Here is a 25771-nt window from a genome sequence, read left to right on the forward strand (position 1 = left end):
GTCACTTCCCCTTGTTCAAATCGGCGAAGCTGCTGCCATCCTCGGCCATTTTCCGAAGCAGTGCAGGCACTTGCCAATAATGCGCATCTTCTTCCGCATACGCCTCGATCCGCTTCACAAGCTCCGCCGCACCAATCGTGTCCGCGTAGTGCAACGGTCCGCCACGGAAACGCGGGAAGCCATAGCCCATCAGAAACACCACATCGACATCCACCGGGCGCAGCGCAATCCCATCTTCAACCACCCGCGCGGCCTCTGAAATCATCGCGGTCATGTAGCGGTCGACAATCTCCTCGTCACTGAAATCACGTGGCGTGATGCCCGCTTTGGCACGCTCTTCGTCGATGATGGCGTTCAGGTCCGGGTTCTCCAACGTCTCGCGGCCTTCATAGACAAAATAGCCTTTGGCGGTCTTGCGCCCGTTCCACTCGTTTTCGCTCAGCCGGTCGGCAATCGCCCCGCTGTAGCGCTCCTCCGCCGGACGGGTTGCCTCGCGCCGCTTGCGGGTCATGTAACCGATGTCCAATCCGGCCAGATCGCCCACGCGGTGCGGCCCCATGGCAAAGCCAAAGCCTTCCAGCGCCTTGTCCACCTGATCGGGATGAGCCCCATCCAGCACCAGATAGCTCGCGGTTTTCAGGTAGTGCCCCAAAATGCGGTTGCCAATGAACCCGTCACAGACACCAGCCCGCACAGCCACCTTGCGCATCTTCTTGGCCAGCGCAAAGCCCGTCGCCACCACCTCTGGCGCGGTCTTTGCCCCAACGACCACTTCCAGCAGCTTCATGATGTGCGCGGGCGAGAAGAAATGCAGCCCCAACACGTCCTGCGGCCGCTTGGTCATCGCCGCGATTTCATCCACATCCAGATAAGACGTGTTAGACGCCAGCACCGCACCCTCTTTGCAGATCGCGTCCAGCTTGGTGAAGATCTCTTTCTTGATCTCCATTTTCTCAAACACCGCCTCGATCACCAAATCGACGTCTGCAAGGCTCTCCATCTCGGTCGAGGCCGTCAGCTTTGCCAGTGCCGCATCGCGCTTTTCTTGGCTCATTTTCCCGCGCTTCACCGAGCCATCCAGATTGCCGGTGATCGTCGCCACGCCACGATCCAGACCTTCCTGCGAGACCTCAATCAACGTCACGGGCAGCCCGGCCATCAAAGCCGAGGTCGAAATGCCAGAGCCCATGGTCCCGCCGCCAATCACGCCAATGGACGCAATATCACGCGGCTGCGCCTTCTTCTCTGGGATGTTCGCCACCGCCCGCTCGCCAAAGAACGCATGGATCAAGCCTTTGGACTGCGGCGACGGCAAACACTCCATAAACCGCGCCCGCTCAAACGCCAGCCCCTCTTGGAAATTCCCGGTCGAGGCCGCCACGCACTCCACACATTTCTGCGGTGAAATCAGATGCGGGTGCTTCTTCTGCACCGCAGCCATGGTCGCCTCAATCGACGCATAATCCGGCGTTGTGGTCAACTCCCCCGTCCGGCGCGTCGCCAACGTGCCCGCCACAACATCCTTCGCTGCCGCCAAGGCCACGGCGCGTGGCTCCCCTTCGTCGATACGGTCCACAAGCCCCATCGCCAACGCGTCTTTCGCAGGCACATGACGCCCCGACAGGATCAAGTCCAACGCATTGGCAACACCCGACAAACGCGGCGCGCGTTGTGTGCCACCGGCCCCCGGCAGAATCCCCAAAAGCACCTCTGGCAGGCCCACCTTCGCCGTCGGCACCGCCACCCGCGCGTGACAGCCCATCGCAGTTTCCAGACCACCGCCCAGCGCCGTGCCATGGATCACCGCCACAATCGGTGTCTCGTTGTCCTCAAGAATGTTGCAGACCTCCGGCAAGCCCGGCTCCAATGGCGGCTTGCCAAATTCTGTGATGTCCGCCCCGGCAATGAACGTCCGCCCTGCGCAGTAGAGACCAATTGCTTTCGAGGACCCCGTCGCCTTGATCTCTTCCAAAGCATCGACAATCCCCTGCCGCACAGCCACACCGCTGGCGTTCACCGGCGGGTTATCAATGCAGATCAGCGCCACATCTTCCACAAATTCCACGGTGACCTTTTTCTCGCCCATCGTGAGCCTCCCTCGCATCTACATGTTGGCCCCAGTTTACGGCGGCTTCCGCCACGCGAACATCTGTTTCGCGGCCTTCCTGCAAAAAACGACGCGACGACACTTGCGCAAAATTTCCCGCTGAAATCCCGCAAAGCCACGCTAGGCTGGCTCACGCCCCGCGCGGACACGCAAGATCAAAGGACGGCACCATGCCACACCCCAACGCCCGCATTCCGGATTTCTGGCCCACTGGCAAAGACTGGACCTTTGACCGACCAGATCAGCCAATTGATGTCAGCATGGATGAAGCCGTGGCCAAGTGGGGCGACAACATCGCCGTGACTTACAATGGCGCGGACTACACTTACCGTGACATCGCCACCCACGTGGACGCACTGGCTGGCTATTTGCAACACGTCGGCCTGACCAAAGGCGACCGGGTGCTGCTCTACACCCAAAACTGCCCGCAATATATCATCAGCTTCTTTGCCATCCTACGCGCGGGCGGCGCTGTGGTGCCCGTGAACCCGATGAACAAGCAGGCCGAGATCGACTATCTCGTCGCGGACACCGGTGCCCAGATTGCCATCTGCGCGTTGGAGCTGTCCGAGCACATATTACCCGCCCTCAAGCGCGGCGACCTAGCCACGCTGATCGGCACCCGCATGACCGACATGGGACAAGCAGATTTTGACCTGATCCCGTCCAACCTGGCACAGGCTATGTCGGAACAGGACGCCGCAGCCCTTGGCATAACCGGCTTCCAATTGGCCCTAGACGCAGGCCATGTGCCCGCCCCCCGCGACACCACCAGCGATGACCTCGCCGTCATTCCCTACAGCTCCGGCACCACCGGCCAGCCCAAAGGTTGCATGCACACACATCGCACCTTTCTGGCCTCTCTCTACGCCAGCGTGATCTGGAACCCACCGCATGAGGACACCGTGCATCTCGCCGCGCTGCCGTTCTTCCACGTCACCGGCATGGTTGGCGGTATGTGCGCGCCGATCCTGACCGGCGGGCGCAACGTGATCCTGCCGCGCTGGTCTTCCAAACTGGCCGCAGGCCTGATCCAACGCTACAAAATCTCCCGCTGGCGCTCGATTGCGACCATGGCGATTGATCTGGTGAACGACCCGGATTTTGACAGCTATGACCTCTCCACCTTGGAAATGATCGGCGGCGGAGGCGCCGCCATGCCAGACTCGATTGCCAAGCGACTTAAGGGCATGACCGGGCTAGACTACATCGAAGGCTATGGCCTGTCCGAAACCATGGCCGCCACCCACATCAATCCTATCGACGCGCCCAAGCGCCAATGCTTGGGCCAGCCCATCTATGAGGTCGACAGCCGCGTGTTGGAAATCGGCGGCGACACAGAACTGCCCCATGGCGAAGTTGGCGAGATTGTCATGCACGCCCCGCAAAACTTCACCGGCTACTGGCAACGCCCCGAGGCCACCGCCGAGGCTTTTGTGGAGATTGACGGCGTGCCGTTTTTTCGCTCCGGTGACATCGGGTATCGCGACACAGACGGCTATTTCTTCATGGTCGATCGCGTCAAACGCATGGTCAACGCTGCAGGCTTCAAAGTCTGGCCTGCCGAAATCGAAATGCTGATGCTGCACCATCCCGACATTGCCGAATGCTGCGTTGTTGGCGCCAAAGACGACCGGCGCGGCGAATGTGTCAAAGCCTTTGTCGTGCCCAAAGCCGAGTCCCGCGACACACTCACGGAGGACGCCATTATCCAGTGGTGCAAAACCCAGATGAGCGCCTACAAATGCCCAACCATCGTAGAGTTCATCGACGCGTTGCCGAAATCCGGCGTCGGCAAGGTCTTGTGGAAAGAGCTCTCATGACGCATAGAAAATTCCACCATGCGGAAATAGACGCCTGCCCATGAGCCCGAACTTGCCTTTCCTTACCCGGCACCGCCGGGTTGCGCCTGCCTGCCCCTCTGCAGGCGCATTCTGCGCCCACCCAGTCAGGCGCAGCCCTCAAACGCATTGCCGCGAGCCAAATTAATGAGAAAACGCACTTCCGTCGCCAGCGACGCCCCAGCTCCCGAAACAGACCGCCAATTTGTCACCGCCTTGTCGCGCGGCTTGGACGTGCTGCGCTGCTTCCGCCCCCGCGACCGCGCGGGTCTGTCCAATCGCGACATTGCCGAACGTACCGGCCTGCCCAACTCCACCATCTCGCGCCTAACCTACACGCTGCTGCAAACCGGCTACCTGCTTTATGATGAGCAAACCGGCCGCTACCGCATCGGCGTGCCCGCCCTCAGCCTGGGCTTTGCCTGCCTCGGCTCCATGCCAATCCGCGACGCTGCCAAAGACCACATGCAGCGCCTCGCGGATTATGCGGGCGACGGCGTGCAAGTGGCTCTTGGTGCGCGCGACGATCACACCGTGACCTACCTCGCCTGCGCGCGCGCAGACCACGGCATGATGTCGCTGCAATTGGGCGTTGGCTCCCGTATTTCGCTGGCCCGCTCCGCCATGGGCCGCGCCTATATCGCGGGCTGCAAGCCGGAGGAACGCGCCGAAATCCTCGAAGCTTTGGCGGAACACCACGGCCCAGAGCGTTGGCCCGCCATTCTCGACGGCATCAACACCGCCGCTGCGCAGATCGCGGAAAAAGGCTTCTACGTGAACTACGGCGACTGGCACGAAGGCGTGCACTCGGTCGCGGTGCCTTTCCCCATGGAGAGCGACGCAGCGCCAGACATGGCCCTCAACCTCGGCGGCCCCGCGCCCTTTCTGACCAGAGACCGCATGGAAAACGACCTCGGCCCGCGCCTGCTCGAGATCGCCAAGGCCTTACGCCTGCACGCCACCCAGATCTAAATCCGCTTGACGCTTTCCTAATTGCACCCCACCGTGCCCATCGCACTTTTGGGGAGGCGCTATCATGGCCACAATCACAGCCAAGGACATCGACACCTACCAACAGGACGGCGTTGTCCTGATCCGGGGATTGTTTGCCGATCACGTCGAGACCCTGCGCAAGGGCGTCGAACGCAACCTTGCAGAGCCCGGCCCCTATGCGTCTAACAACGAAAAAGCAGGCCAAACCGGCCGCTTCTTTGACGACTACTGCAACTGGCAGCGCATCCCCGAATTCCAAGAGGTGATCGAAACCTCGAAGGCCGCCGAGGTCGCCGCGCAACTGATGCAATCCAACACAGTCCAAATGTTCCACGACCATGTCCTGGTGAAAGAACCCGGCACCTCGATGGCCACCCCCTGGCACACCGACGGGCCGTATTACTTTGTCGAAGGCCAGCAAACCATCAGCTTCTGGTCGCCGCTTGATCCGGTGAAAGACGCCACCCTGCGCATGGTCGCAGGCAGCCACAAATGGGAAAAGCCGGTCCTGCCCACCCGCTGGGTTTCCGAGGAAAGCTTCTTCCCCAACAAAGACGACTACATGCCGATCCCTGATCCCGACGCCGAAGGCATGCGCGTTTTAGAGTGGGAAATGGAACCCGGCGACGCGGTGGCCTTCAACTACCACATCCTGCACGGCGCGCGTGGCAACACCGCCACCCAACGCCGCCGCGCCTTTTCCCTGCGCCTTCTTGGGGATGATGCCCGCTATGTGGACCGCCCCGGCCCCACGTCTCCACCGTTCCCGGGCCACGATATGACACAAGGCCAAAAGCTGCGCGAAGACTGGTTCCCGATGCTGTGGCCCCGCACCTCGAAACAATCCTAGGCAAAAACGCGCAAAGCCCTATTCTCGTCAAAGGTTTGTCAGGGTTTCTCTGCAACCCTGCCGCCTGACAACATAGGAACGCGCTTTTATGAACCTCTTTGCCGCCGGCCTTCTGGCCTTCACCGCCAATACCACTGCGCCCGCGCAAGCCCCAACCACCAGTGCAGCACCGCCCGCCCCCACTGTTGTAGACAGCGGATACTGGTCCTACGGCTCTTGGCAAGTGGTTGCGGAAACCATCGACACCGGCGAAGACCTGCGCCGCACCTGCACCGCCTTCACCGGTGGCGACGGCAACCCCACCCTGAGCGTGGAAATCAGCAACGGCGACGCCGGTCCCCCTCACTTTTTCCCAAGCGTCGAAGTGCGTGAAAGCGCCTTTCGCGGACACCCCACCGTGATGCAGGACGCCCAGGCCATCTACATCCGCTTTGATGATGAAGACAGCATGGACGCCGTGGTCACCGGCTACTTTGACGAAGAGGGCTTTGCCCAAGCGACCTTCCGTTTTGACCACCCAGACAGCCAATGGGTGCTTCGCGCCATGCGCAAAAACGGCCAACTCGACACCGTGGTTGGCGGGCACGTCTTCGCCACCTTTTTCCTGGGCGGCTTCACCGCGTCCTATGTGAAAGCCATGGACGAATGTGGCTTCACCGGCGCGGGCGTCGTGGACTAATCCAGAACAAAAAACGGCCCCGCCGTTTCAGGCGAGGCCGCTTCAAATCTCAAGCGATCATCTTAGCCGTTTGCGAGTTGATCTTTGACCATCGGGCCGACTTTGCCAAAATCCATCTGGCCGGTGTATTTCGCCTTCAGCGCGCCCATGACCTTGCCCATGTCACGGATGGACTCCGCGCCAACCTCAGCCACCGCCGCCTTCACAGCTTCGACAATCTCGTCATCGCTGAGCTGCTTGGGCAGGAATTCCTCGATGATGGTGATTTCGGACAGTTCCCGCTCCGCCAGGTCCAGACGGCCACCCTCTTCATAAGTGCGCGCGCTTTCCTGTCGTTGCTTCACCATCTTGGCGAGAATCGACAGGATATCCGCGTCCGACACACCGCTGCCGCCTTCTTCGCCTTCGCCACGCGCCGCAATGTCACGATCTTTGATCGCAGCCATGATCAGACGCAAAGTAGAAAGCCGGTCCGCCGCGCGGTCACGCATCGCCTGTTTCAGCGCGCTGTTGATGTCTTCTCTGAGTGCCATTCTTCTTGCCAATTGCTGTCAAACATAAGCATGCGACCTTATATAAACGCCTCGCGACTCGCAACCATCGCGTTTTTTGACCAAACCCTTTAAAATAAGGGGTCACTGAGAACACACATCTGCTTGACGCCCGCCGCCCAGCGACATATGCATCGGCCAATTTGCCAGCCGGAGACTCGCCCATGACCGCATCGACCCCCGATCACCCGACCGCCTGCCTCGCTCTTGCTGATGGCACTCTGTTTTACGGACGTGGCTTTGGCGCCACCGGCGAAACAGTGGCGGAGCTCTGCTTTAACACCGCCATGACCGGCTATCAGGAAATCATGACCGACCCGTCTTACGCGGGCCAGGTTGTGACCTTCACCTTCCCTCACATCGGCAACACCGGCGTAAACCCGGAAGATGATGAAACCGCCGATCCGGTGGCGGAGGGCATGGTTGTGAAATGGGACCCAACCGAGCCATCCAACTGGCGCTCCGTAAACACACTGTCTGACTGGCTCGCGTCCCGGAACCGCATTGCCATTGGCGGCATCGATACCCGCCGCCTGACCCGCGCGATCCGCCAACAAGGCGCGCCACACGTCGCACTGGCCCACAACCCGGATGGCGCGTTTGACACCGAAGCGCTGGTCGCAAAGGCACGCGCCTTCTCCGGTCTCGAAGGTCTGGATCTGGCCAAAGAAGTCACTTGCGCTCAAAGCTATCACTGGAACGAAATGCGCTGGGCCTGGCCGGATGGCTACCCAAAGCTGACCGAGCCAAAGCACAAGGTTGTGGCTGTCGATTTTGGCGCCAAACGCAACATCCTGCGCTGCCTGGCCTCTGTGGGCTGTGACGTGACCGTCCTGCCAGCAACAGCCACCGCCGAAGAGGTGCTCGCGCACAACCCGGATGGCGTTTTCTTGTCCAACGGCCCGGGCGACCCGGCGGCCACCGGCGCATACGCTGTACCGATGATCCAAGACGTGTTGAAAGCCGACATTCCAGTGTTTGGCATCTGCCTGGGTCACCAAATGCTGGCGCTCGCGCTGGGGGCAAAGACCGTGAAAATGAACCACGGCCACCACGGGGCAAACCACCCGGTGAAAGACCACGACACTGGCAAGGTGGAAATCACCTCGATGAACCACGGCTTTGCAGTGGACGCACAGACCCTGCCCGAAGGTGTGGTAGAATCCCACGTCTCCCTGTTTGACGGCTCCAACTGCGGCATCCGCCTCGCAGACAAGCCGGTGTTCTCCGTACAGCACCACCCAGAGGCCTCTCCGGGCCCACAGGACAGCTTTTACCTGTTTGAGAACTTCGCCGCCGCCATGGCGGCGCGCGCCTGATCCACAGGTAGGGAAAACCCGACGTATGGCGACCCGCTCGCCATACGTTAACTTTGCATTAACCATACACGCACAGGCTAAAACAGTATGTTTTAGCGAGTTAGGTGTGCGGTATGGCCACCACGCCTCTTCAGCAGTCTCCCCAACGGCATCATCCGCAGGACGCGGCGCGGCTGCCTTTGGCCCGCGCGCTGATCGAGGCAGGCTTGGTCACCCCATGGCAGTTGTTCTTCGCCTTGCGTTGCCAATCGTCCTGGAATGCCACCCTCACCGAAATCCTGACCGCCCAGGGCTGGGTCACACATGCGGCTTTCCGCAGCTTCAAAGCCCGTACCGAAGACCTGCGCCAAGTCGATCTGACCCGCACGCCACCCTCAGAGTCGGCGGCGCATCTGTTGCCGCCCGCCTTCTGTCTCAAGCACAACGTGTTGCCTTGGGCCAAAATTTCCGGCACCGTCATTTTGGTCACCGGCCGCGCCGATCATCTCGATGACCTGCGCGCTGTTTTGCCTCCCCATCTGCGCGAGGCGCTTTTTGCGCTCACCGATGCCAAACAGCTGCGAGCCCATGTCGCCTTACATCACCGCCGCGCTCTGACCGAAGCCGCCGAGTCGTCTGTGCCGGAAGCGGAGAGTTGCCGCCGCTTTGCCCATGGCACCGCTCTGCGTCACTGCCTGTTTGTCAGCCTGTTGCTCCTGCTCGTATTTGCCGCCGTGCCCATCCCTAACCTGGCGCTGCACCTGCTTAACTGGTGGACCATTGTGACGCTGTTGGCCGCCACCAGCCTGCGCATCGCCGCCCTCTGCTTTCACCTCTGGCCCAAAGGTGGCGCCCCACCGATCCCTCCGCTGCGTTGGTCCGCCGCAGCGCCGTTTACGTTGCCCGCCAACCTGACCCGCAACGGCCGCCGCGCCCGATTGCCACGCATCTCCGTGATGGTGCCGCTATATCGGGAAACCGAAATCGCCACCGCCCTGATCCGCCGCCTCACGCGGCTGACCTATCCCCGAGCCTTGCTCGACGTGGTGTTGGTCCTCGAAGAGAAAGACCAGCTCACCCAAGCCACCATCGCTCAAACCCGCCTGCCCCGTTGGATGCGTGTGGTCGAGGTGCCCACCGGCTCCGGCATCACCACCAAACCCCGCGCCCTCAACTACGCCCTGCCGTTTTGCCGCGGTGAGATCATTGGCATCTGGGACGCCGAAGATGCCCCCGCGCCGGATCAGCTGGAGCATGTCGCCTATCACTTTGCCCACGCCGGTTCTGATGTGGCCTGCCTGCAAGGGGTGCTGGACTACTACAACCCCTACACCAACTGGCTGTCACGTTGCTTTGCCATCGAATATGCCGCCTGGTTCCGATTGGTCCTACCAACCCTCACCCGTCTTGGGTTCCCTGTTCCCTTGGGCGGCACCACGCTGTTTCTACGCCGCGACCTGATCGAAGAGGTCGGTGGCTGGGACAGCCACAACGTCACCGAAGACGCTGACCTTGGCATCCGCCTTGCTCGACGTGGCTATCGCACGGAGCTCTTCCCCACGATAACCAAAGAAGAGGCGAACTGCCATGTTATCCCATGGATTCGACAGCGCTCCCGCTGGCTTAAAGGCTACATGGCCACCTACATCGTGCACATGCGCAACCCGCGCCAGCTATGGCAAGATCTCGGCCCACGGTAATTTCTCGGCTTCCAGACGCTCTTTCTCTGTACAATCAGCCAGTTTCTTCTGGCGCCCTTCCTGTGGCTGCTTTGGGGGGCCGCCTTTGGCCTGCCTCATCCTCTGACCGACACGCTGCCACAAGAAACCCTGCTGATCCTCGTCGCTACGCTCCTGCTGTCCGGCACCACCAACGGCGCGCTCTGGATCACCGCCGTCCACAAGAGCAAACGCCCCCGGCTCTACCCGTGGATTTTGTCGATGCTCTTCTACTTCCCGCTTGCCACACTGGCCGCCTACAAGGGCTTGGTCGAAATGGTACTCGCGCCATTTTATTGGGACAAAACCAGCCACGGCAAAACCGCCGAGGCCGTCGACCACAGCACCTGTCACGCCAGCAACACCGACTGACTAGTCAGAGTTTTCCTGCTTCAGACGGGTCACAAAAGCCGTCGAAATATGCGCGCGCAAGGCCGCATCCGCCGCATCGCCATCGCGTGCGGTGATCGCATCCACAATCGCCTGATGCTCCACCAACGTGTCCTCACCGCGACCCTCCACCGCAATCGAGGTGGTCGCCATCAAAGCCATTGAGCGGTGCACCAGGTCCAGCTGTTGCACCAGATACCGGTTGTGGCTCGCCAGATGGATTTGCTTGTGGAACCGCCGATTTGACCGGGCGAGAGCGGAAGAGTCGTCCACGCGTTCCTTGTCCGCATCCACCATATCTTGCAGCACTTTGACCTCTTCTGTGGTCGCATGATGTGCCGCCAATCGCGCCGCCAGCCCTTCTAACTCGCCCCGCACGACATAGAGCTCCGCCATCTGGTTGTGATCCAACGAGTTCACAATCAGGCTGCGCCCATCTCGCGCCAAAAGCGACTGCGTCTCCAGCCGCTGCAACGCCTCCCGGATCGGGGTGCGTGACATGCCAAACCGCTCCGCCAGATCGCTCTCCACCAGCCGATCCCCCGGCTTAAAAACGCCCACATCAATCGCTTCCAAAATCAGCGTGTAGGCATCTTTGTTCGGGCGTGTCGTCTGCGACATGTGGCGCGATCCTTTATTGTCCTGCGGGCCAGACTACGCGCTGCGCCAATTGATGCAACCCCAACGACACATTGAAAAAACCCATTCCCCGTTGCGTCAGACCACCACCATGCGTATCACGCCCGTATGCCAAAGCAGTCTTTCTCACATGTCTCCACTTGGGTGTTTGATCTCGACAACACCCTCTACCCGCCTGAAGCCCGTCTGTTTGATCAGATCGAGGTGCGGATGACCGACTATGTGATGAAGGCCTTGGGCGTGGACCGCCCCAAAGCCAACCAGCTACGCCAAGACTACTGGGCGCGCTACGGCACCACGCTCACTGGCCTGATGCGCGAGCATGACGTGGACCCGGCGCCCTATCTGGTCGACGTGCATGACATCTCGCTCGATCATCTGGAGGCCGACGGCCTGCTGGCGCAATACATCAAAGAATTGCCCGGCCGTTGCATTGTCTACACCAACGGCACCGCGCCTTACGCCGAACGCGTGCTTGCCGCGCGCGGCCTCGACGGGCTGTTTGATGCAATCTACGGCGTGGAACACGCCAACTTCCTGCCCAAGCCCGAACGCGCCGCTTTTGAGACCATATTCACGAAAGACGGCGTCGACACCAAAACCGCCGCCATGTTCGAAGACGATCCACGCAACCTGCAAGCGCCCCATGACATGGGCATGCGCACCGTGCACGTCGCCCCGGAACCGCTGGACCACGACCACATCCATTTTCACACCGACGACCTGCCGACGTTTCTGTCAAAACTGCGCTAAAAGTCGGGGCGGGCATCTCGTCGCACTGCGACAAGGTGCCAGTTTTAAAGATGCAGCCCGGATGCATATCTAACCCACGCGGCAGGAGAGCCTTTCTGACAGATCTGAGGGATCAGGGGAAGCGCGGCAGTGTCGTGTCCCACAGTGCTAACTCTTAGCGTTATCCTCCCTGTTCCCCGCGTCCACCCCGGCGCGGGCCCTGTAAAGGACTGTCCTCATGAGCCTCGCCTCTGCGTCTGACATTTCCACCCCAAAAACCAAAACCAAACTGGACCCGGCCACCTGGGTTTGGGCCGGCATCGCCCTGCTCGTGGCGCTTTGGGGCACCTCGATTGTCCTGTTCGGTATTCCCGGGCTCTACATGCCTGCTGTGGCCCTGGTCCCTGTGATCTACCTCGCATTGGTGCTGATTTCCCGAGGGTGACATTTCATCCCCTTGGAACCGGTTTCAGCCAGGCGTAAGGTGCCGCGCAGGAGGCCTTTGCCATGACTGAGACACCCCAAGTGGACATCCTGATTTCCGGCGGCGGCATCGCCGGATTGACTGCCGCCGCCGCCTTTGGCGCTGCCGGATTTTCCGTGCAATGCGTCGACCCGGCCCCGCCCGTGACCGAGCGGGACGCCGCTGGTGCGGACATGCGCACGACCGCCTTCCTGCAACCGGCCCGCACGCTTCTGGAAGAGGCCGGCCTCTGGCAACGTCTCGATGCCCACGCCGCCCCGTTGCAAATCATGCGCATCGTCGATGCCGGTGGAGAAGTTGCCGAGCCGCGCATCGTGAAAGACTTCGACGCCTCCGACATCTCCGAACAGCCCTTTGGCTGGAACCTGCCCAACTGGCTGTTGCGCCGCGAAATGATCGCCCGACTGGAAGAGCTGCCCAATGTCGATCTGCGCATGGGCTGTGGCACCACCACGCTGTTCACCCGCACACATGAAGCGCGCGTCGGCCTCTCCGATGGCAGCCAAACCCGTGCCCGTCTGGTGATCGCCGCGGATGGCCGCAACTCCCCGATGCGCGAGGCCGCAGGCATCGGCACCAAAACCACGCGCTATGGGCAAAAAGCCCTGGCGCTGGCGGTGACCCACCCAATCCCCCACGCCAATGTCTCCACCGAAATCCACCGCTCCGGCGGGCCTTTCACTCTGGTGCCACTGCCCGACCACAACGGCATGCCGTCGTCGGCTCTGGTTTGGATGGAACGTGGTCCGCGTGCCCAAGAACTCTTCGCAATGGAGAAGGCCGAGTTTGAGGCCGAAATGACAGAGCGCAGCTGCGCTCTCTTTGGCCCCCTCACGCTGGCGTCCAACCGCACCATCTGGCCAATCATCTCGCAATCCGCCGACCGGCTCTACAGCCAACGCCTCGCGCTGGTGGCTGAGGCTGCCCACGTCGTGCCCCCCATCGGCGCGCAAGGTCTGAACATGAGTTTGGGTGACATGCGCGTCCTGCTGGAACTCGCCAAAGCCGACCCCGCCGATCTGGGCAGTGAGCGCATGCTGGAACGCTACCACCGCAAACGCTTCACCGAGGTCAAACTGCGCGTGAAAGGCATCGACATGCTCAACCGTGCCTCCATGGCCGAAGCGCAACCGCTACGCAACGCCCGCGCGCTAGGCCTCAACGCACTCTATTCGCTGGCACCGGTGCGCAAAACGCTAATGCAAATGGGGCTGGGCGTGCGCTGATCCATGCGGTCGCCCAATGCCTTCTTCAGGAATCATTGGCAGCTTCTGACCCTGACGCTGCTGATCACGCTCTTGTGGAACACCGACGTACTTCTGCCGCTGCGCATTCTCACGGTGTTCCTACATGAGCTCTCTCATGCGGTCGCCGCAATAGTCACCGGAGGCGAAGTCCTCAGCCTGTCAGTAAGCCCCAACGAAGGCGGTCTGGTCACCGCTCGCGGCGGCAGCCCATTCTGGATCACCTCCGCCGGATACCTCGGCTCACTCTTGATTGGCGCGGCGCTCTTTGTTCTGGCACTGCGCACCCATTGGGACCGGACCATCTTGGCGGTGTTCGGCGTCATCACCCTGCTGGTGGCAGCCTTTTATGTGCGAGATCTCTTTGCCCTTGGCTTCGCACTTGCCACCGGCGCGGCGATGCTACTGGCCAGCCACTACCTCAGTCTCGACATCAACGATATGATTCTGCGCACCATCGGGATCAGCAGCATCATATACGCACCCCTCGACATTTTTGACGACACCATCCGCCGCGCCCACCTGCGCTCAGACGCGCGCATTCTGGCGGAACAAGTTGGCGGCTCAACACTGTTCTGGGGCGGCCTCTGGTTGGTAATCAGCCTGGGGGTGATCGCCCTAACTCTGCGTTATGGATTGCCACAAAACAGCAATATCACCTTGCGCCGACAGACAGCGCGCTGACCCGCGCACGGCTATTTCTGCAAAGCAACCACCAAAATCAAACGGAGGCAGCGCCAAAAACGCCACCTCCGCAAAACAGTCGTAATACCGACGCGATACCGACGCGCTAAATCACCGTATCGAGCACATTTCGTAAACGATTTATTGTCGCGTCTACGTCGTACAATTTGTCCAATCCGAACAGCCCAAGCCGGAAGGTCATGAAGCCTTCAGGCTCATCGCAAGCCAGCGGCACACCGGCGGCAATCTGCATGCCCTCTGCGGCAAACTTACTGCCGTTCTGAACCCCCGGATCACTGGTGTAGCTCACCACCACGCCCGGCGCGCCAAAACCATCTGCCGCAACCGACTGAATGCCCTTGTCTTTCAGCATGTTACGCACACCGTCACCCAGGGCCCACTGCGCCTCACGCAGCTTCTCAAACCCGTATTCTTTGGTCTCCAGCATCGTATCACGGAACGCCCGCAGCGCATCTGTCGGCATGGTCGCATGATAGGCATGGCCGCCATTCTCATAAGCAACCACGATGTCACGCCACTTTTTCAGGTCGAGTGCAAAGCTGTCAGACTGGGTATTTTCCAACCGGGCCAAGGCTTTATCCGACATCATCACCAGCCCCGCCGACGGCGACGCGCTCCAACCTTTCTGCGGCGCAGAGCACAACACATCCACACCCAACGCCTTCATGTCGATCCAGGCACAGCCCGACGCGATGCAGTCCAGAACCATCAGGGCTCCGACCTCATGCGCGGCCTCTGCCATGGCCTTGATATAGTCATCCGGCAAGATCACACCGGCGCTGGTTTCCACATGCGGCGCAAAGACAACCTGCGGTTTTTGCTTGTGAATTTCTGCCACAACGTCCGCAATCGGCGCAGGCGCAAACGGCGCTGTTACGCCATTTCCAGTTTGCCGCGCCTTCATCACAGTGCTTTCCGCCGCAAATCCGCCAGCCTCAAAAATCTGGCTCCAGCGGTAAGAGAACCACCCATTGCGTACCACCAGCGTTTTCTGCCCCGCAGCAAACTGCCTCGCAACCGCTTCCATGCCATAGGTCCCGCCACCCGGCACCAAGGCCACCGCATCTGCGTTATAGACCTCCTTCAACAGGTCGGAAACATCCCGCATAACCTGCTGAAAAGATTTGGACATATGGTTCAAAGACCGATCCGTGAACACCACGGAAAACTCGCTCAACCCACCGGGATCGACATCATGTGCCATGGGGAAACTCCTTATCATGTTACCTAAGGTCTACCGCAAAGTGGCGCGCCCACCAATCACCCAAAGCCTTCAAGACCCTTCGTCATTTCCATCAAGCGTTCACAGCGGTCCCGGCCGCCGTTCCTCACTGAGCAACACATTGGCCTCTACATTGCCCACGCCCGGTAACGTCATCACCCGACGCCGCAAAACCCGTTCAAAATCAGATATATCGCGCGCGGTAACCCGCAGGCGGTAGTCATACAGCCCCAGCACGTGCTCCACAGTTTGCACCTCGGGAATGGCCGACACTGCCCTCTCAAAATCCTCAAGACTCACGCGCCCTTTTGTGGCCAGTTTCACCCCCAAAAACACCGTCACGCCAAAGCCGAGCTTCTCATAATCCAGATCCAGCTTTCGTCCCGCAAGCGCCCCACTGTCTTGCAACCGCTTGATCCGCCGCCACGTCGCCGGCTGTGATAACCCAAACCGCCGTCCCAACGCGCCTGCGTTCTGGGTGGCATCCTCCGCTAACGCTTTGAGAAGACTACGATCAATCTCATCCAACTCAATCATATCGGCAGGCTTTCATCAGATTTAATCCGCGCCACATGCATGAGCGATTCAATGTCAGCGATATGCGGCAGAGTCAGAATACGACTGCGATACACCTCCTGATAATGCCCCATATCTTTGGCAATCACCGACAGACGCACGTCGACACGTCCCAGAAACGTTTGAATTTCCGTGACTTCCGGAATGTCCCGCGCGGCCTCGATAAACTCATCAAACGCCCGCGATTGGGTCTTGTCCAACGTCACCCGCAGCGAGACTTCCACCGCATAGCCCAAGGCCTGCCAATCAATTACTGCCCTCTGCCCCCGCAGCACGCCAGCCTCTTTTAACTTCTCCACCCGCCGCGTTAGGCGAGAGGTTGTCAAAGACAAGCGATCCGCCAAATCAGGCACGGACTGAGTCGGGTCCGCCTGCATATAGCGCAGTATGCGCCGATCAAGATCATCCAGCATGAATTTTCCGAAATTTTACATCTAGAAGAATGAATACACCCAACTATGTCAAAAATTCCAGCCAAACATGGTCGCTCTGCGCCGCGAAATTCGTATTCTGCCTCCAGACACAAATCAGAGGAGCGCCCACCATGCGCGTGTATTACGATCGCGATTGCGACATTAACCTGATCAAAGACCTGAACGTTGCCATCCTGGGCTACGGTTCCCAAGGTCACGCCCACGCGCTGAACCTGCGCGACTCGGGTGCGAAAAACGTTGTGGTTGCTCTGCGCGAAGGCTCCCCTTCCGCAAAGAAAGCCGAAGGCGAAGGCCTGAAAGTAATGGGCATTGCCGAAGCGGCTGCGTGGTGTGACGTGATCATGTTCACCATGCCCGACGAACTGCAGGCAGAAACCTACAAAAAGTACGTCCACGACAACATCAAGCCAGGCGCCGCCATCGCGTTTGCCCACGGCCTGAACGTACACTTCGGCCTGATCGAGCCAAAAGAAGGCGTTGACGTGATCATGATGGCGCCCAAAGGCCCAGGTCACACCGTTCGCGGCGAATATACCAAAGGCGGCGGCGTGCCTTGCCTCGTGGCTGTTGACACCGATGCCACCGGCAAAGCGCTGGAAATCGGCCTGTCCTACTGCTCCGCCATCGGTGGCGGCCGTTCCGGCATCATCGAAACCAACTTCCGCGAAGAGTGCGAAACCGACCTGTTCGGCGAGCAAGCTGTTCTCTGCGGCGGTCTGGTAGAGCTGATCCGTTGTGGCTTCGAAACTCTGGTCGAAGCCGGCTATGCCCCTGAAATGGCGTACTTTGAGTGTCTGCACGAAGTGAAGCTGATCGTAGACCTGATCTACGAAGGCGGCATCGCAAACATGGACTACTCCATCTCTAACACTGCGGAATACGGCCAGTACGTCACCGGCCCACGCATCCTGCCTTACGAAGAAACCAAAGCGCGCATGAAAGCGGTTCTGGAAGACATTCAGCAAGGCAAGTTCGTTCGTGACTTCATGCTGGAGAACCAGGTTGGTCAGCCAACTCTGAAAGCTTCCCGTCGCGCAAACGACGAGCATCAGATCGAAGCCACTGGCGAGAAGCTTCGCGGCATGATGCCATGGATCTCCGCAGGCAAAATGGTCGACAAAGCAAAAAACTAAGCGGGTCTTTGCTTGGGAATAGGGGAGCTTCGGCTCCCCTTTTTTGTTTCACATCAAACCATTCTCGGATCACTGGTTTGACCTTTCCCACCACCCTAGGCATGGTCCGCCCAAACCGTTGAGAGGCAAGGATATGGCTGACAAGAAAAACGACAGTGTGACCCTGTTTACGCCCAACTGGCTGCGCGCAGTCTTGCGCGGTGAACGACCAACCGGCGAAACCTTTTGGGTGGGCAACTACGGAACAGCGCTATTTCACCAGCCAGCGATGGCACTACTGTTGGTCCTGCCAATAAGTGAGGCGATCCCGGGAATATTGGCGGCCCTTCTTGTGTTGTATCAACTGGTTTTGACCCGCGCCGTGGCGCGCTCTCAGCCGGGCGTGCCAACGCCTCTGGGGTGGAAGATCGCCGGCGTTCTGGTCACTATTGGTCACGCCGCCCTCTTTGCAGCCTTGGCGCGATCTCTCTTTACGAGCGGCGCATGACCTCCGCACCGGACATCACCCTCAAAAGCTGGCTCATGGTCGCTCTGCTTGGGTTAATCTGGGGTGGCACCTTTATGGTGCAAAAGCTGGCGCTGGGGCATATGCCGCCCTTTTGGGTAGCAGCCGGGCGCATCGGCTTTGCCGCCGTCATTACAATTGCGGTCTGGCAACTGCGTGGCGGACGCATGTTCACAACCGAAGCAACCGACTGGCCCCGACTGGCCTTTGTTTCAATCTTTAGTGCCGCGGTGCCTTTCATGTTCCTGGCCTGGGCACAGCAATATGTGACCTCGGCGTTTACCGGCGTCTCGATGGCGGCTGTGGCGCTCTTTGTTCTGCCATTGGCCCACTTTTTTGTCCCCGGCGAGCGCATGACCCTGCGCCGAACGCTGGGCTTTCTTATTGGGTTTTCCGGTGTGGTTGTCCTGATAGGCCCCGCAGCCTTCGCCTCTACCGGCAGCCCCTTAGAAGGCTATGGGCGGATTGCCTGCCTCGCCGCAGCTTGCTGTTATGGCGTGTCGTCCATTATGCTGCGCAAACTGCCGCCACTTGATCCCGTTGGCCTTTCTGCAGCAACCCTGATCTTTGGTAGCTTCGTTGTGATCCCGATCGCCTTTGTGCAACACGGCCCACCACCTATGCCCCCATTGGAAGGGCTGGCACTGGTTGCCTTGTTGGGCCTGGTCCCCACAGCAGGCGCCAACCTGTTGCGCATCGTTGTGATCCGCAGCGCCGGTCCTGTGTTCATGAGCCTGACAAACTACCAGGTGCCGCTGTGGTCTGTGGTCTTTGGCGTGACACTCATGGGCGAGCCACTGCCAGGCTCCATGATCTGGGCAACGCTGCTAATTTTATCTGGCGTCGCTTTGAGCCAACTTGGGGCACTACAGCGCCTGTTTGGCTCAAAACCTACCTAAGGGTTCAGGCCACAGCGGCTTGAACCGCATCCACAACGCTATCGACGGTGCGCTCCAGCAACTGTGCATCTTCACATTCTGCCATAACACGCACCAGCGGCTCTGTGCCTGACTTACGGATCAGCAAACGCCCCTGCCCAACCAATGCCGCTTCTGCATCTGCAATTGCGGCTTTGACCGACGCCGCGTCCAACGGTGTCTGCCCCGCGCCATAACGTACGTTTTTTAGCATCTGTGGCACGGTCTCAAACACCTGCGCCAATTCAGAGGCCTTCTTGCCGGTCTCCACCATGGCCGCCAGGAACTGCAGGCCTGCCATCAGGCCATCGCCGGTGGTGGCATAATCGGTCATCACGATGTGACCAGACTGTTCCCCACCCAAATTGAAGCCACCCTTGCGCATGGCTTCCACGACATACCGGTCGCCAACCGCAGTGCGCTCCAGCCGCAGGCCTTTGGCTTCCAGAAACCGCTCTAGGCCCAAGTTGGACATCACAGTGGCAACCAACGCGCCGCCTTTCAGGCGGCCCTGCTCTGCCCACTGGCTGGCCAGCAGTCCCATGATCTGATCGCCATCGGCAACTCTGCCTTTTTCGTCGATGATCATCACGCGGTCGGCGTCGCCATCCAGGCAGATGCCCACATCCGCCCCATGCGCAACCACGGTTTCCTGCGCCGTGCGCGTGCTAGTAGACCCGCAGTTTTCGTTGATATTATAGCCGTTGGGCGTCACACCCACGGTGATCACCTCGGCCCCCAACTCCCAAAGTGCTTCTGGTGCGGCGCGGTAAGCCGCTCCGTTGGCACAATCAATCACAACCTTCACACCCCGCAACGGCAGGTCCCGCGGCAGCGAGCTTTTTACCCGCTCGATATAACGGAAGCGGCCGTCATCAATCCGCTGCGCGCGGCCAATGTTCTGCGCCTGCGCAGGCTCAACGCCGCTCTCGATCAGCTTTTCCAGCTCCAACTCGACTTCGTCGGACAGCTTAAACCCATCTGGTCCAAAAAACTTGATACCGTTGTCATCCGCGGGATTGTGACTGGCGGAGATCATCACCCCAAGGTCCGCCCGCATGGAAGTTGTCAGCAACCCCACCGCAGGAGTCGGGACCGGGCCAAGCAGGAAAACGTTCATGCCTGTAGAGGTCAAACCCGCGGTCAGAGCGTTCTCAAACATATAGCCGGACAGGCGCGTGTCCTTGCCAATCACCACACGGTGCTGATTGGTGCCGTCATTGCGGAAATACCGTCCCACAGCGGCCCCGATGCGAAGCGCCATTTCGGCAGTCATTGGATAGATATTGGCCGTGCCGCGAACCCCGTCGGTTCCGAAAAATTTACGCGCCATTGTAGTCTCCTGTCGTCACTGCCTGCCACAGATTCAAAGCCTGACGGGTCTCTGCCACGTCATGTACGCGCACAATTTGCGCGCCTTGCGCCACGCCTTCAAGCGCAACTGCCACCGAGCCCGGCATCCGCTCCTGTGCAAGCGAAGCCTTGCCGATGGTGCCGATAAACTTCTTCCGCGACGCGCCCAACAGAATAGGGCAGCCCAAGCCATGAAAAAGGCTCAGCCGCGCCAGTAAAGCAAGGTTATGTGCAAGGGTTTTGCCAAAACCTATGCCTGGGTCCACGACGATCTGATCACGTGCAATGCCCAGAGATGTCAGACGCTCAACTTGTGTTTCAAGGAAGTCATAAACATCAAGCAAAACATCATCATAGGTTGGGTTTTGCTGCATCGTCGCCGGGTCACCTTGGGCGTGCATCACGCAAACTGGCACATTCGCCTCTTTGGCAACGCCAGCCAATTGAGGATCATAGGTAAACCCGGAGACGTCATTCACCAAAGACGCGCCCTCCAACAACGCCTGACGCGCAACCTCAGACTTTCGGGTATCGATACTGATCGGCACGTCCAACTTGCTGGAAATCGCGCGAATGGCCGGAGCGGTGCGGGTGATTTCATCGTCTACCGGCACAAAATCCGCCCCTGGTCGCGTACTTTCTCCGCCGACGTCAATCAAGCTGGCGCCGGCCGCATGCATGGCCTCCGCTTGCTGCACGGCAGCAGCAACACCGGCAAACTGCCCGCCATCAGAAAAGCTGTCCGGCGTGACATTCAAAATGCCCATCAAATGAGGACTGCTCATATCAAGCCGACAAATCGATGCGCGTGGGGCGCTCAACCCAGCAAGCACATCCTTAGGCACATCCTGCGTGGACTCCACTTTAGGCGCCTCACCGCGGCGCAGCACCTCAACATGCGTAAACCAGCACCGCCCGCCTGCCAATTTCAGTGCACTGGCTGGGCGTGCAGCGTCGGTTTGCGCGATGGGGCGATAATAAGTCTTCATATCGGCTGCTTGGGTAAACGCGGGACAAAAAGCAAGAGTTCAGAGTGTTTTCTGCTCGGCACGGATCTGCCGCGTCGCCGTTTCAAGCGCAACGCTATCGCCTGCCACGTCCCCAACAACCCAAAAGTCTTCCGCCGACATCTCCGTCGCAAACCAGGCTGCGAGCCCCAGAGCATCGCTTGGCGGCGCATCTGGCCCATCCACCGCATCCAGCACAATCTTGGACGGCGCCCAAACGCAGATCTGGCCGTTCTTCATTGCCCAATCCAACTCTGTACGCGTGTCCACCACCACACAGCGTTTGTCCCGCGCTGCCAGCATCCAAGCGTTTTGCTCAATCGCCAGCAGGTCAACACGCCGCTGTGTCAACTCCTGCCCCGTCCGTGGCGCCTGCTCATCTGGCGCGCCAACGCACAAAATCAACGGTTTTTCAGCGGCCTCCAGCTGATCGATCCAACCGGACAAGTTTTCAGAGGTCCGCGCCTCATTGGTCAAAAAGACCACTTGAGGCTTTGGCGGTTCCTCCTCAACCAGAGTTTCCACCGGTGCCAGATGCGCCTTGCGCGACCGCACAATTTCAACGCCCAAAGCACCCGGTCCGCGGTCCAACTTTTCGATGCGCACAAACACCCTTTGGGCCTGCGGTTCCAAAAGCACCCGATCAGCCACACGCGCCGCAAGAGTTTCCAGAAGGTTCAAACGTTCCGCCGCCAATTCAAAGGCGATGGCTTCGGTCACCTTGTCGTAAGACAGGATGCGATCCACATCATCATCCGCAACCGCCGCGCTAGTCGGCAAAACCTCGACCACGACATTGAAACACACCCGTTGGGTTGCGCCGCGTTCCGCCTGGAAGGCACCAATCTCAACTTCAACGATATGATCGCGCAACGAGATACGGTCCAAAGGGTCAGACCCGGACGTCGCCTCCGCACGTTCGGAAGGGTGGGCAAATGCCAGTCGAATTTCGTTGCTCATTGGTATGGTCCACGCCGTTGCCTGTCCCTTACAAAAAGGGATGTGCTGCCTTTAACAGGCGCGCCCTGTTCAAACCATAGCGGAAAGCGGCGCAATACGCCGCTGAAACGCCCAATCTCGCTTAAAGCGTTAGTTTTGAGAGAGCCGCGTCGGCATACGGTAGAAGTGATGCACGCCAATGGTTGTTGTCCGCGGGAAGGTACGCGCCCACCGCGGGTTCACAGCTTTGGTGTGATAATGTGTGGCACCATCGGTCAGCTGCTTTGGCGCACCATCAAGCAACAGATGGGCAACTTTACCTACACGCTCATAGGCACCATGTTCGCGGATCTTGTTGCTGATGCCGTCACAGTTGTAGGTGAACTGACACTGGTATTTGCGGCCACTGGCGGTCCCTTGATTGATCACGCCACACACGCTGTCCGGAAAGGACGCATGGCTAGAGCGATTCATGATCACTTCCGCCACCGCAAACTGCCCTTTGACGCTCTCGCCGCGAGCCTCGAAGTAGAGCGCTTCAGACAGGCATTGCCACTCGGCAGTGCGATGCTCGTCCGCAACCTTTGGCTGGCTATCGATGAACGCCCGGCTGTAGCTGATCTCGGTAGGCGTCTGTTTCTTCTTGGCACCAAAAATGTCGCGCAGGGACTTGCCGTCAAACAGCACCAGCTGGCGAGGTTTCTCTTTGTTTTTGACGTTGGACGGAGTCGCTTCGGCGGAAGCCAGGCCGGCAGTCAAAGCAAATGCAATGACACTAACAATCAGTTGGCGCATCGGAACCTCATGGCGGGGCACGGCGCCCCTGGCAGCTATTAACGAGGCGTCTCTTAAAGGAAAAAGCCTAAATGGTCCACTAATGCACAATGCCGCACCAAAGGTGCGTCAGAAACTCAGCAAATTTGGAGCAAAATTTTCCTTAGTTTATTGTAGCTTATCCGCAATGGCCAATTGGGCCGCCGCCAAGCGGGCCACGGGCACCCGAAACGGCGAGCAGGACACATAGTCCAAACCAATCTCCCGACAGAAGGCAATCGATTCGGGGCTACCGCCATGTTCGCCACAGACAGACAGGGTTAAACCGGGCTGTGCCCGCCGCCCCCGCTCCGCGCCAAGCCGCAGCAACTCGCCCACGCCTTCCTGATCCAGCGTGTGGAACGGGTCCTCGGGGAAAACGCCTTGCTGCACATAAGGGCTCATAAATCGGCCCGCATCGTCGCGCGACAAACCATAGGTCATCTGGGTGAGGTCGTTGGTGCCAAAACTGAAGAATTCACAATGCGGCGCAATTTCCTCTGCGCGCAGCGCAGCCCGCGGCGTTTCCACCATGACACCAAGCCGATAGTCAAATTCCCGGCCACGTTCGGTTTTTACCGCTGCGGCAATCGCATCGATACGGGTTTTGACCAGCTCAACCTCCCGCTTGGCTGATACCAGCGGGATCATGATCTCCGGCACCACGGGGTCATCATCACCACAGGCATCCAAGGTCGCTTCAAAAATTGCCCGCGCCTGCATGTCCAGGATTTCCGGCACCGTAATGCCTAAGCGCACCCCGCGCATGCCCAGCATCGGGTTGTACTCGCCCAAAGCCTCAACCCGTCGCGTCACATCCGACAACGGCAAGTTCAACGCCTCGGCAAGGTCACGCAGTCCGGCGCGATCGGTTGGTAGGAATTCGTGCAACGGAGGGTCAAACAGGCGAATGCACAGCGGTCGCCCATCCATCAACTCAAAGAGCTCGACAAACATCTCGCGTTGCATCGGCAAAAGCGCCTGCAAAGCCACGCTGCGATCTTCCGGCCCATTGGCAAAAATCACCTCGCGCATCGCAATCAGCTGATCCGCCTCAAAGAACATGTGTTCCGTCCGACAAAGCCCAATGCCTTCTGCCTGGAAGGTCAGTGCCGTCTTCGCATCCGCAGGCGTGTCCGCATTGGCACGTACACCTATGTCTCGGCTTACGTCGGCCCATTCCATCAAGGTCTGAAATGAATCATCCAGCGCCGCTTCGAGCATTTTGGGCTCCCCCGCCAAAATCTGCCCATTGGTGCCATCTACCGTAATTACATCGCCTTCGGTAAAAATCCGGCCATCCGCCGCCACAATGCGCTTCTTGCGAATCTGGAACCGCATAGACGTCGCGCCAACAACACAAGGCAAACCAAGACCACGTCCAATCACCGCCGCGTGGCTGGTCATTCCGCCGCGCTCTGTGAGGGCCGCGCTGGCAGCGTGCATGCCGCGAATATCCTCTGGATTGGTTTCCCGCCGCACCAAAACGCACGCCTCGCCCCGCGCGGCCGCAGCCTGCGCCTCAGCTGCCGTAAACACAATTTTGCCGGTGGCCGCACCAGGGCTGGCCGCGATTCCTGTGCCTAACACATCCCGTTCTGCTTCCGGGTCTACCTGACGGTGCAAAAGCTCGTTCAGCGCGCGCGGCTCCACCCGCATCACCGCTTCTTCACGCGGGATGATTTTGTCCTCCGCCAAGGACACCGCAATGCGAACCGCCGCACGCGCACTCCGCTGCACGCGGACGCCATCCAGAATGCGGAGCTGTCCGTTTTCCAACGTGAACTCGATTTGCATTTCCTCGCGCAGGCGTTTGCGCATCAGAATGGAAAACTCGATCAATTGATCAAACGCCTGCGGTGCTTTTTCCTCCAACGAAGGCCCGCGTTCGTCCTGCTGCAAAAACAGCGCAGCCGCTCCGGATTGCAGCGCATCCCGCCCTTGCGATTGGCTCAAATAGCGGCCCGTAATTTGCGGCAACCCCGTGTCACTGTTCACCAGTTGCAACACGCCACTTCCGCTTTCGCCTTTGCCAACCCCAAGAGCCATCGCCTGAATGACCAGCCCAAGTCCGGCATCCGCAGGTGCTCCTTTGGCTTGGCGCAGCAACCTTGCAGTCGTGCCTTCCCAAGCCCGCGCCATGGAGCGCAACACGCCAATCAGCTGAGTTTCAAGCGCTTGCGGAAACGGCTCCTCGGCCTCATCCTCATACGCCGCCAAATAATCGGACACCGCATCCGCATCATCACTGTCCAGATCATCAAAGATGTCCGGATCAAGCCGCGCGACATGGGTGGAGTAGGACTGAATGAACTTCAGATAAAGTTTGGTGGCAGCCTCTGACCCAATGCTCTCACTGAGTGTGCCCAACAGCGCATCATTCATCCCGATATTCAGAATGGCACCGGGTCCGCCCCAATCCGGATCTTCGGAGCTTGGCCGCACACACAACAGTTGGTCATCCCCAAACGGCGCCAACATCCGCGCCATATCCGGCAACTCTCCCGCAGCCAGGCCATGAACCGCATCAAACGACAGCGCCACCGTTGCTGGCACCGGCAGGTCCAGCCGTACCAAACGCTGCAAACATTTGGCCCGCCCACCATGTGTGGCAGGACCCATCGGCGCGTCGGGGGTGATC

The 25771-nt window shown here is 59.6% G+C and carries 25 protein-coding genes; 14 read left to right on the top strand and 11 right to left on the bottom strand.

The features are described 5' to 3' along the window. Window position 1 precedes the first annotated feature (1 nt). The gene (locus MK208_RS14335) at window positions 2-2086 is read right to left on the bottom strand and encodes a 3-hydroxyacyl-CoA dehydrogenase NAD-binding domain-containing protein (RefSeq protein WP_294117728.1); all 2085 of its coding nucleotides are present in this window, start codon (window positions 2084-2086) and stop codon (window positions 2-4) included. A gap of 191 nt (window positions 2087-2277) precedes the next feature. On the opposite strand from MK208_RS14335, the gene MK208_RS14340 reads away from it, so the two are divergent. The 4 genes from MK208_RS14340 (at window position 2278) to MK208_RS14355 (ending at window position 6470) form a co-directional block, all read left to right on the top strand. Beyond that, window positions 2278-3930, top strand: coding sequence for a long-chain-fatty-acid--CoA ligase (locus MK208_RS14340; protein WP_294117730.1), 1653 nt, complete (start codon window positions 2278-2280; stop codon window positions 3928-3930). 165 nt (window positions 3931-4095) lie between these two features. After that, window positions 4096-4920, top strand: coding sequence for an IclR family transcriptional regulator (locus MK208_RS14345; RefSeq protein WP_294117732.1), 825 nt, complete (start codon window positions 4096-4098; stop codon window positions 4918-4920). A gap of 64 nt (window positions 4921-4984) precedes the next feature. Beyond that, a complete protein-coding gene (locus MK208_RS14350; RefSeq protein WP_294117734.1) occupies window positions 4985-5791 on the top strand; it encodes a phytanoyl-CoA dioxygenase family protein in 807 nt (268 codons plus the stop codon). Window positions 5792-5879: 88 nt separating this feature from the next. Then, on the top strand, window positions 5880-6470 hold the full coding sequence (locus tag MK208_RS14355; RefSeq protein WP_294117736.1) for a hypothetical protein: 591 nt from the start codon (window positions 5880-5882) through the stop codon (window positions 6468-6470). A gap of 62 nt (window positions 6471-6532) precedes the next feature. Here the strand turns inward: MK208_RS14355 and MK208_RS14360 are convergent, their stop codons facing one another. After that, window positions 6533-7003: a GatB/YqeY domain-containing protein gene (locus MK208_RS14360; RefSeq protein ID WP_294117737.1), complete on the bottom strand. Its 471-nt coding sequence runs from the start codon at window positions 7001-7003 to the stop codon at window positions 6533-6535. 182 nt (window positions 7004-7185) lie between these two features. Here MK208_RS14360 and carA point away from each other — a divergent pair, with 182 nt between their 5' ends. The 3 genes from carA (at window position 7186) to MK208_RS14375 (ending at window position 10409) form a co-directional block, all read left to right on the top strand. Then, entirely contained in the window at window positions 7186-8340 is a 1155-nt protein-coding gene (carA, locus tag MK208_RS14365) for a glutamine-hydrolyzing carbamoyl-phosphate synthase small subunit (RefSeq protein ID WP_294117739.1), read from the top strand. A gap of 113 nt (window positions 8341-8453) precedes the next feature. Beyond that, entirely contained in the window at window positions 8454-10019 is a 1566-nt protein-coding gene (locus tag MK208_RS14370; protein ID WP_294117741.1) for a glycosyltransferase family 2 protein, read from the top strand. Window positions 10020-10259: 240 nt separating this feature from the next. Then, window positions 10260-10409: a hypothetical protein gene (locus MK208_RS14375; RefSeq protein WP_294117745.1), complete on the top strand. Its 150-nt coding sequence runs from the start codon at window positions 10260-10262 to the stop codon at window positions 10407-10409. Here MK208_RS14375 and MK208_RS14380 read toward each other — a convergent pair whose 3' ends face one another. Then, window positions 10410-11048: a GntR family transcriptional regulator gene (locus MK208_RS14380; RefSeq protein ID WP_294117747.1), complete on the bottom strand. Its 639-nt coding sequence runs from the start codon at window positions 11046-11048 to the stop codon at window positions 10410-10412. A 126-nt stretch (window positions 11049-11174) separates the two neighbouring features. Here MK208_RS14380 and MK208_RS14385 point away from each other — a divergent pair, with 126 nt between their 5' ends. The 4 genes from MK208_RS14385 to MK208_RS14400 all read left to right on the top strand — a co-directional run bounded on the left by MK208_RS14385 (window position 11175) and on the right by MK208_RS14400 (window position 14210). Next, complete coding sequence (locus MK208_RS14385) at window positions 11175-11819, top strand: pyrimidine 5'-nucleotidase (protein WP_294117749.1); 645 nt, start codon at window positions 11175-11177, stop codon at window positions 11817-11819. Window positions 11820-12036: 217 nt separating this feature from the next. Further along, on the top strand, window positions 12037-12243 hold the full coding sequence (locus tag MK208_RS14390) for a hypothetical protein (protein ID WP_294117751.1): 207 nt from the start codon (window positions 12037-12039) through the stop codon (window positions 12241-12243). A gap of 62 nt (window positions 12244-12305) precedes the next feature. Further along, the gene (locus MK208_RS14395; protein ID WP_294117753.1) at window positions 12306-13508 is read left to right on the top strand and encodes a UbiH/UbiF family hydroxylase; all 1203 of its coding nucleotides are present in this window, start codon (window positions 12306-12308) and stop codon (window positions 13506-13508) included. A 3-nt stretch (window positions 13509-13511) separates the two neighbouring features. Further along, on the top strand, window positions 13512-14210 hold the full coding sequence (locus MK208_RS14400; protein ID WP_294117755.1) for a M50 family metallopeptidase: 699 nt from the start codon (window positions 13512-13514) through the stop codon (window positions 14208-14210). Window positions 14211-14316: 106 nt separating this feature from the next. Here MK208_RS14400 and MK208_RS14405 read toward each other — a convergent pair whose 3' ends face one another. From MK208_RS14405 to MK208_RS14415, 3 genes are all read right to left on the bottom strand, one after another. Continuing rightward, complete coding sequence (locus MK208_RS14405; RefSeq protein ID WP_294117757.1) at window positions 14317-15435, bottom strand: aminotransferase class V-fold PLP-dependent enzyme; 1119 nt, start codon at window positions 15433-15435, stop codon at window positions 14317-14319. 99 nt (window positions 15436-15534) lie between these two features. Beyond that, on the bottom strand, window positions 15535-15990 hold the full coding sequence (locus tag MK208_RS14410; protein ID WP_294117759.1) for an Lrp/AsnC family transcriptional regulator: 456 nt from the start codon (window positions 15988-15990) through the stop codon (window positions 15535-15537). Then, a complete protein-coding gene (locus MK208_RS14415) occupies window positions 15987-16442 on the bottom strand; it encodes an Lrp/AsnC family transcriptional regulator (protein ID WP_294117761.1) in 456 nt (151 codons plus the stop codon). Before MK208_RS14415 ends, MK208_RS14410 begins: the two co-directional genes overlap by 4 nt. 131 nt (window positions 16443-16573) lie before the next feature. On the opposite strand from MK208_RS14415, the gene ilvC reads away from it, so the two are divergent. The 3 genes from ilvC (at window position 16574) to MK208_RS14430 (ending at window position 19000) form a co-directional block, all read left to right on the top strand. Beyond that, window positions 16574-17596, top strand: a complete 1023-nt coding sequence (gene ilvC / locus MK208_RS14420) for a ketol-acid reductoisomerase (RefSeq protein ID WP_294117762.1) — start codon at window positions 16574-16576, stop codon at window positions 17594-17596. Between the two features lie 133 nt (window positions 17597-17729). Beyond that, window positions 17730-18083 carry a hypothetical protein gene (locus MK208_RS14425; RefSeq protein ID WP_294117765.1) on the top strand — a complete coding sequence of 118 codons (354 nt, stop codon included), beginning with the start codon at window positions 17730-17732 and terminating at the stop codon, window positions 18081-18083. Next, on the top strand, window positions 18080-19000 hold the full coding sequence (locus MK208_RS14430) for a DMT family transporter (RefSeq protein WP_294117767.1): 921 nt from the start codon (window positions 18080-18082) through the stop codon (window positions 18998-19000). Before MK208_RS14425 ends, MK208_RS14430 begins: the two co-directional genes overlap by 4 nt. A 4-nt stretch (window positions 19001-19004) precedes the next feature. Here the strand turns inward: MK208_RS14430 and glmM are convergent, their stop codons facing one another. From glmM to MK208_RS14455, 5 genes are all read right to left on the bottom strand, one after another. Next, window positions 19005-20351, bottom strand: coding sequence for a phosphoglucosamine mutase (gene glmM / locus MK208_RS14435; RefSeq protein ID WP_294117770.1), 1347 nt, complete (start codon window positions 20349-20351; stop codon window positions 19005-19007). Next, the gene (gene folP, locus MK208_RS14440; protein ID WP_294117772.1) at window positions 20341-21360 is read right to left on the bottom strand and encodes a dihydropteroate synthase; all 1020 of its coding nucleotides are present in this window, start codon (window positions 21358-21360) and stop codon (window positions 20341-20343) included. Before folP ends, glmM begins: the two co-directional genes overlap by 11 nt. 39 nt (window positions 21361-21399) lie before the next feature. Further along, a complete protein-coding gene (locus MK208_RS14445; RefSeq protein ID WP_294117773.1) occupies window positions 21400-22338 on the bottom strand; it encodes a dihydroneopterin aldolase in 939 nt (312 codons plus the stop codon). Window positions 22339-22467: 129 nt separating this feature from the next. Beyond that, window positions 22468-23112: a cell wall hydrolase gene (locus tag MK208_RS14450; protein WP_294117774.1), complete on the bottom strand. Its 645-nt coding sequence runs from the start codon at window positions 23110-23112 to the stop codon at window positions 22468-22470. Window positions 23113-23259: 147 nt separating this feature from the next. Continuing rightward, entirely contained in the window at window positions 23260-25752 is a 2493-nt protein-coding gene (locus tag MK208_RS14455; RefSeq protein WP_294117876.1) for a putative PEP-binding protein, read from the bottom strand. Window positions 25753-25771: the final 19 nt, after the last annotated feature.

This window comes from Shimia sp., from assembly GCF_022448905.1.
Lineage (GTDB): Bacteria > Pseudomonadota > Alphaproteobacteria > Rhodobacterales > Rhodobacteraceae > Shimia.

Coding starts and splice junctions, on each gene's coding strand:
- MK208_RS14400 (WP_294117755.1), top strand. CDS start 13,512: ATGCGGTCGCCCAATGCCTTCTTCAGGAATCATTGGCAGCTTCTGACC.
- MK208_RS14345 (WP_294117732.1), top strand. CDS start 4,096: ATGAGAAAACGCACTTCCGTCGCCAGCGACGCCCCAGCTCCCGAAACA.
- carA (WP_294117739.1), top strand. CDS start 7,186: ATGACCGCATCGACCCCCGATCACCCGACCGCCTGCCTCGCTCTTGCT.
- MK208_RS14455 (WP_294117876.1), bottom strand. CDS start 25,752: ATGGGTCCTGCCACACATGGTGGGCGGGCCAAATGTTTGCAGCGTTTG.
- MK208_RS14375 (WP_294117745.1), top strand. CDS start 10,260: ATGCTCTTCTACTTCCCGCTTGCCACACTGGCCGCCTACAAGGGCTTG.
- MK208_RS14350 (WP_294117734.1), top strand. CDS start 4,985: ATGGCCACAATCACAGCCAAGGACATCGACACCTACCAACAGGACGGC.
- MK208_RS14450 (WP_294117774.1), bottom strand. CDS start 23,112: ATGCGCCAACTGATTGTTAGTGTCATTGCATTTGCTTTGACTGCCGGC.
- MK208_RS14340 (WP_294117730.1), top strand. CDS start 2,278: ATGCCACACCCCAACGCCCGCATTCCGGATTTCTGGCCCACTGGCAAA.
- MK208_RS14360 (WP_294117737.1), bottom strand. CDS start 7,003: ATGGCACTCAGAGAAGACATCAACAGCGCGCTGAAACAGGCGATGCGT.
- MK208_RS14380 (WP_294117747.1), bottom strand. CDS start 11,048: ATGTCGCAGACGACACGCCCGAACAAAGATGCCTACACGCTGATTTTG.
- ilvC (WP_294117762.1), top strand. CDS start 16,574: ATGCGCGTGTATTACGATCGCGATTGCGACATTAACCTGATCAAAGAC.
- folP (WP_294117772.1), bottom strand. CDS start 21,360: ATGAAGACTTATTATCGCCCCATCGCGCAAACCGACGCTGCACGCCCA.
- MK208_RS14385 (WP_294117749.1), top strand. CDS start 11,175: ATGCCAAAGCAGTCTTTCTCACATGTCTCCACTTGGGTGTTTGATCTC.
- MK208_RS14410 (WP_294117759.1), bottom strand. CDS start 15,990: ATGATTGAGTTGGATGAGATTGATCGTAGTCTTCTCAAAGCGTTAGCG.
- MK208_RS14425 (WP_294117765.1), top strand. CDS start 17,730: ATGGCTGACAAGAAAAACGACAGTGTGACCCTGTTTACGCCCAACTGG.
- MK208_RS14415 (WP_294117761.1), bottom strand. CDS start 16,442: ATGCTGGATGATCTTGATCGGCGCATACTGCGCTATATGCAGGCGGAC.
- glmM (WP_294117770.1), bottom strand. CDS start 20,351: ATGGCGCGTAAATTTTTCGGAACCGACGGGGTTCGCGGCACGGCCAAT.
- MK208_RS14335 (WP_294117728.1), bottom strand. CDS start 2,086: ATGGGCGAGAAAAAGGTCACCGTGGAATTTGTGGAAGATGTGGCGCTG.
- MK208_RS14445 (WP_294117773.1), bottom strand. CDS start 22,338: ATGAGCAACGAAATTCGACTGGCATTTGCCCACCCTTCCGAACGTGCG.
- MK208_RS14430 (WP_294117767.1), top strand. CDS start 18,080: ATGACCTCCGCACCGGACATCACCCTCAAAAGCTGGCTCATGGTCGCT.
- MK208_RS14405 (WP_294117757.1), bottom strand. CDS start 15,435: ATGGCACATGATGTCGATCCCGGTGGGTTGAGCGAGTTTTCCGTGGTG.
- MK208_RS14390 (WP_294117751.1), top strand. CDS start 12,037: ATGAGCCTCGCCTCTGCGTCTGACATTTCCACCCCAAAAACCAAAACC.
- MK208_RS14355 (WP_294117736.1), top strand. CDS start 5,880: ATGAACCTCTTTGCCGCCGGCCTTCTGGCCTTCACCGCCAATACCACT.
- MK208_RS14370 (WP_294117741.1), top strand. CDS start 8,454: ATGGCCACCACGCCTCTTCAGCAGTCTCCCCAACGGCATCATCCGCAG.
- MK208_RS14395 (WP_294117753.1), top strand. CDS start 12,306: ATGACTGAGACACCCCAAGTGGACATCCTGATTTCCGGCGGCGGCATC.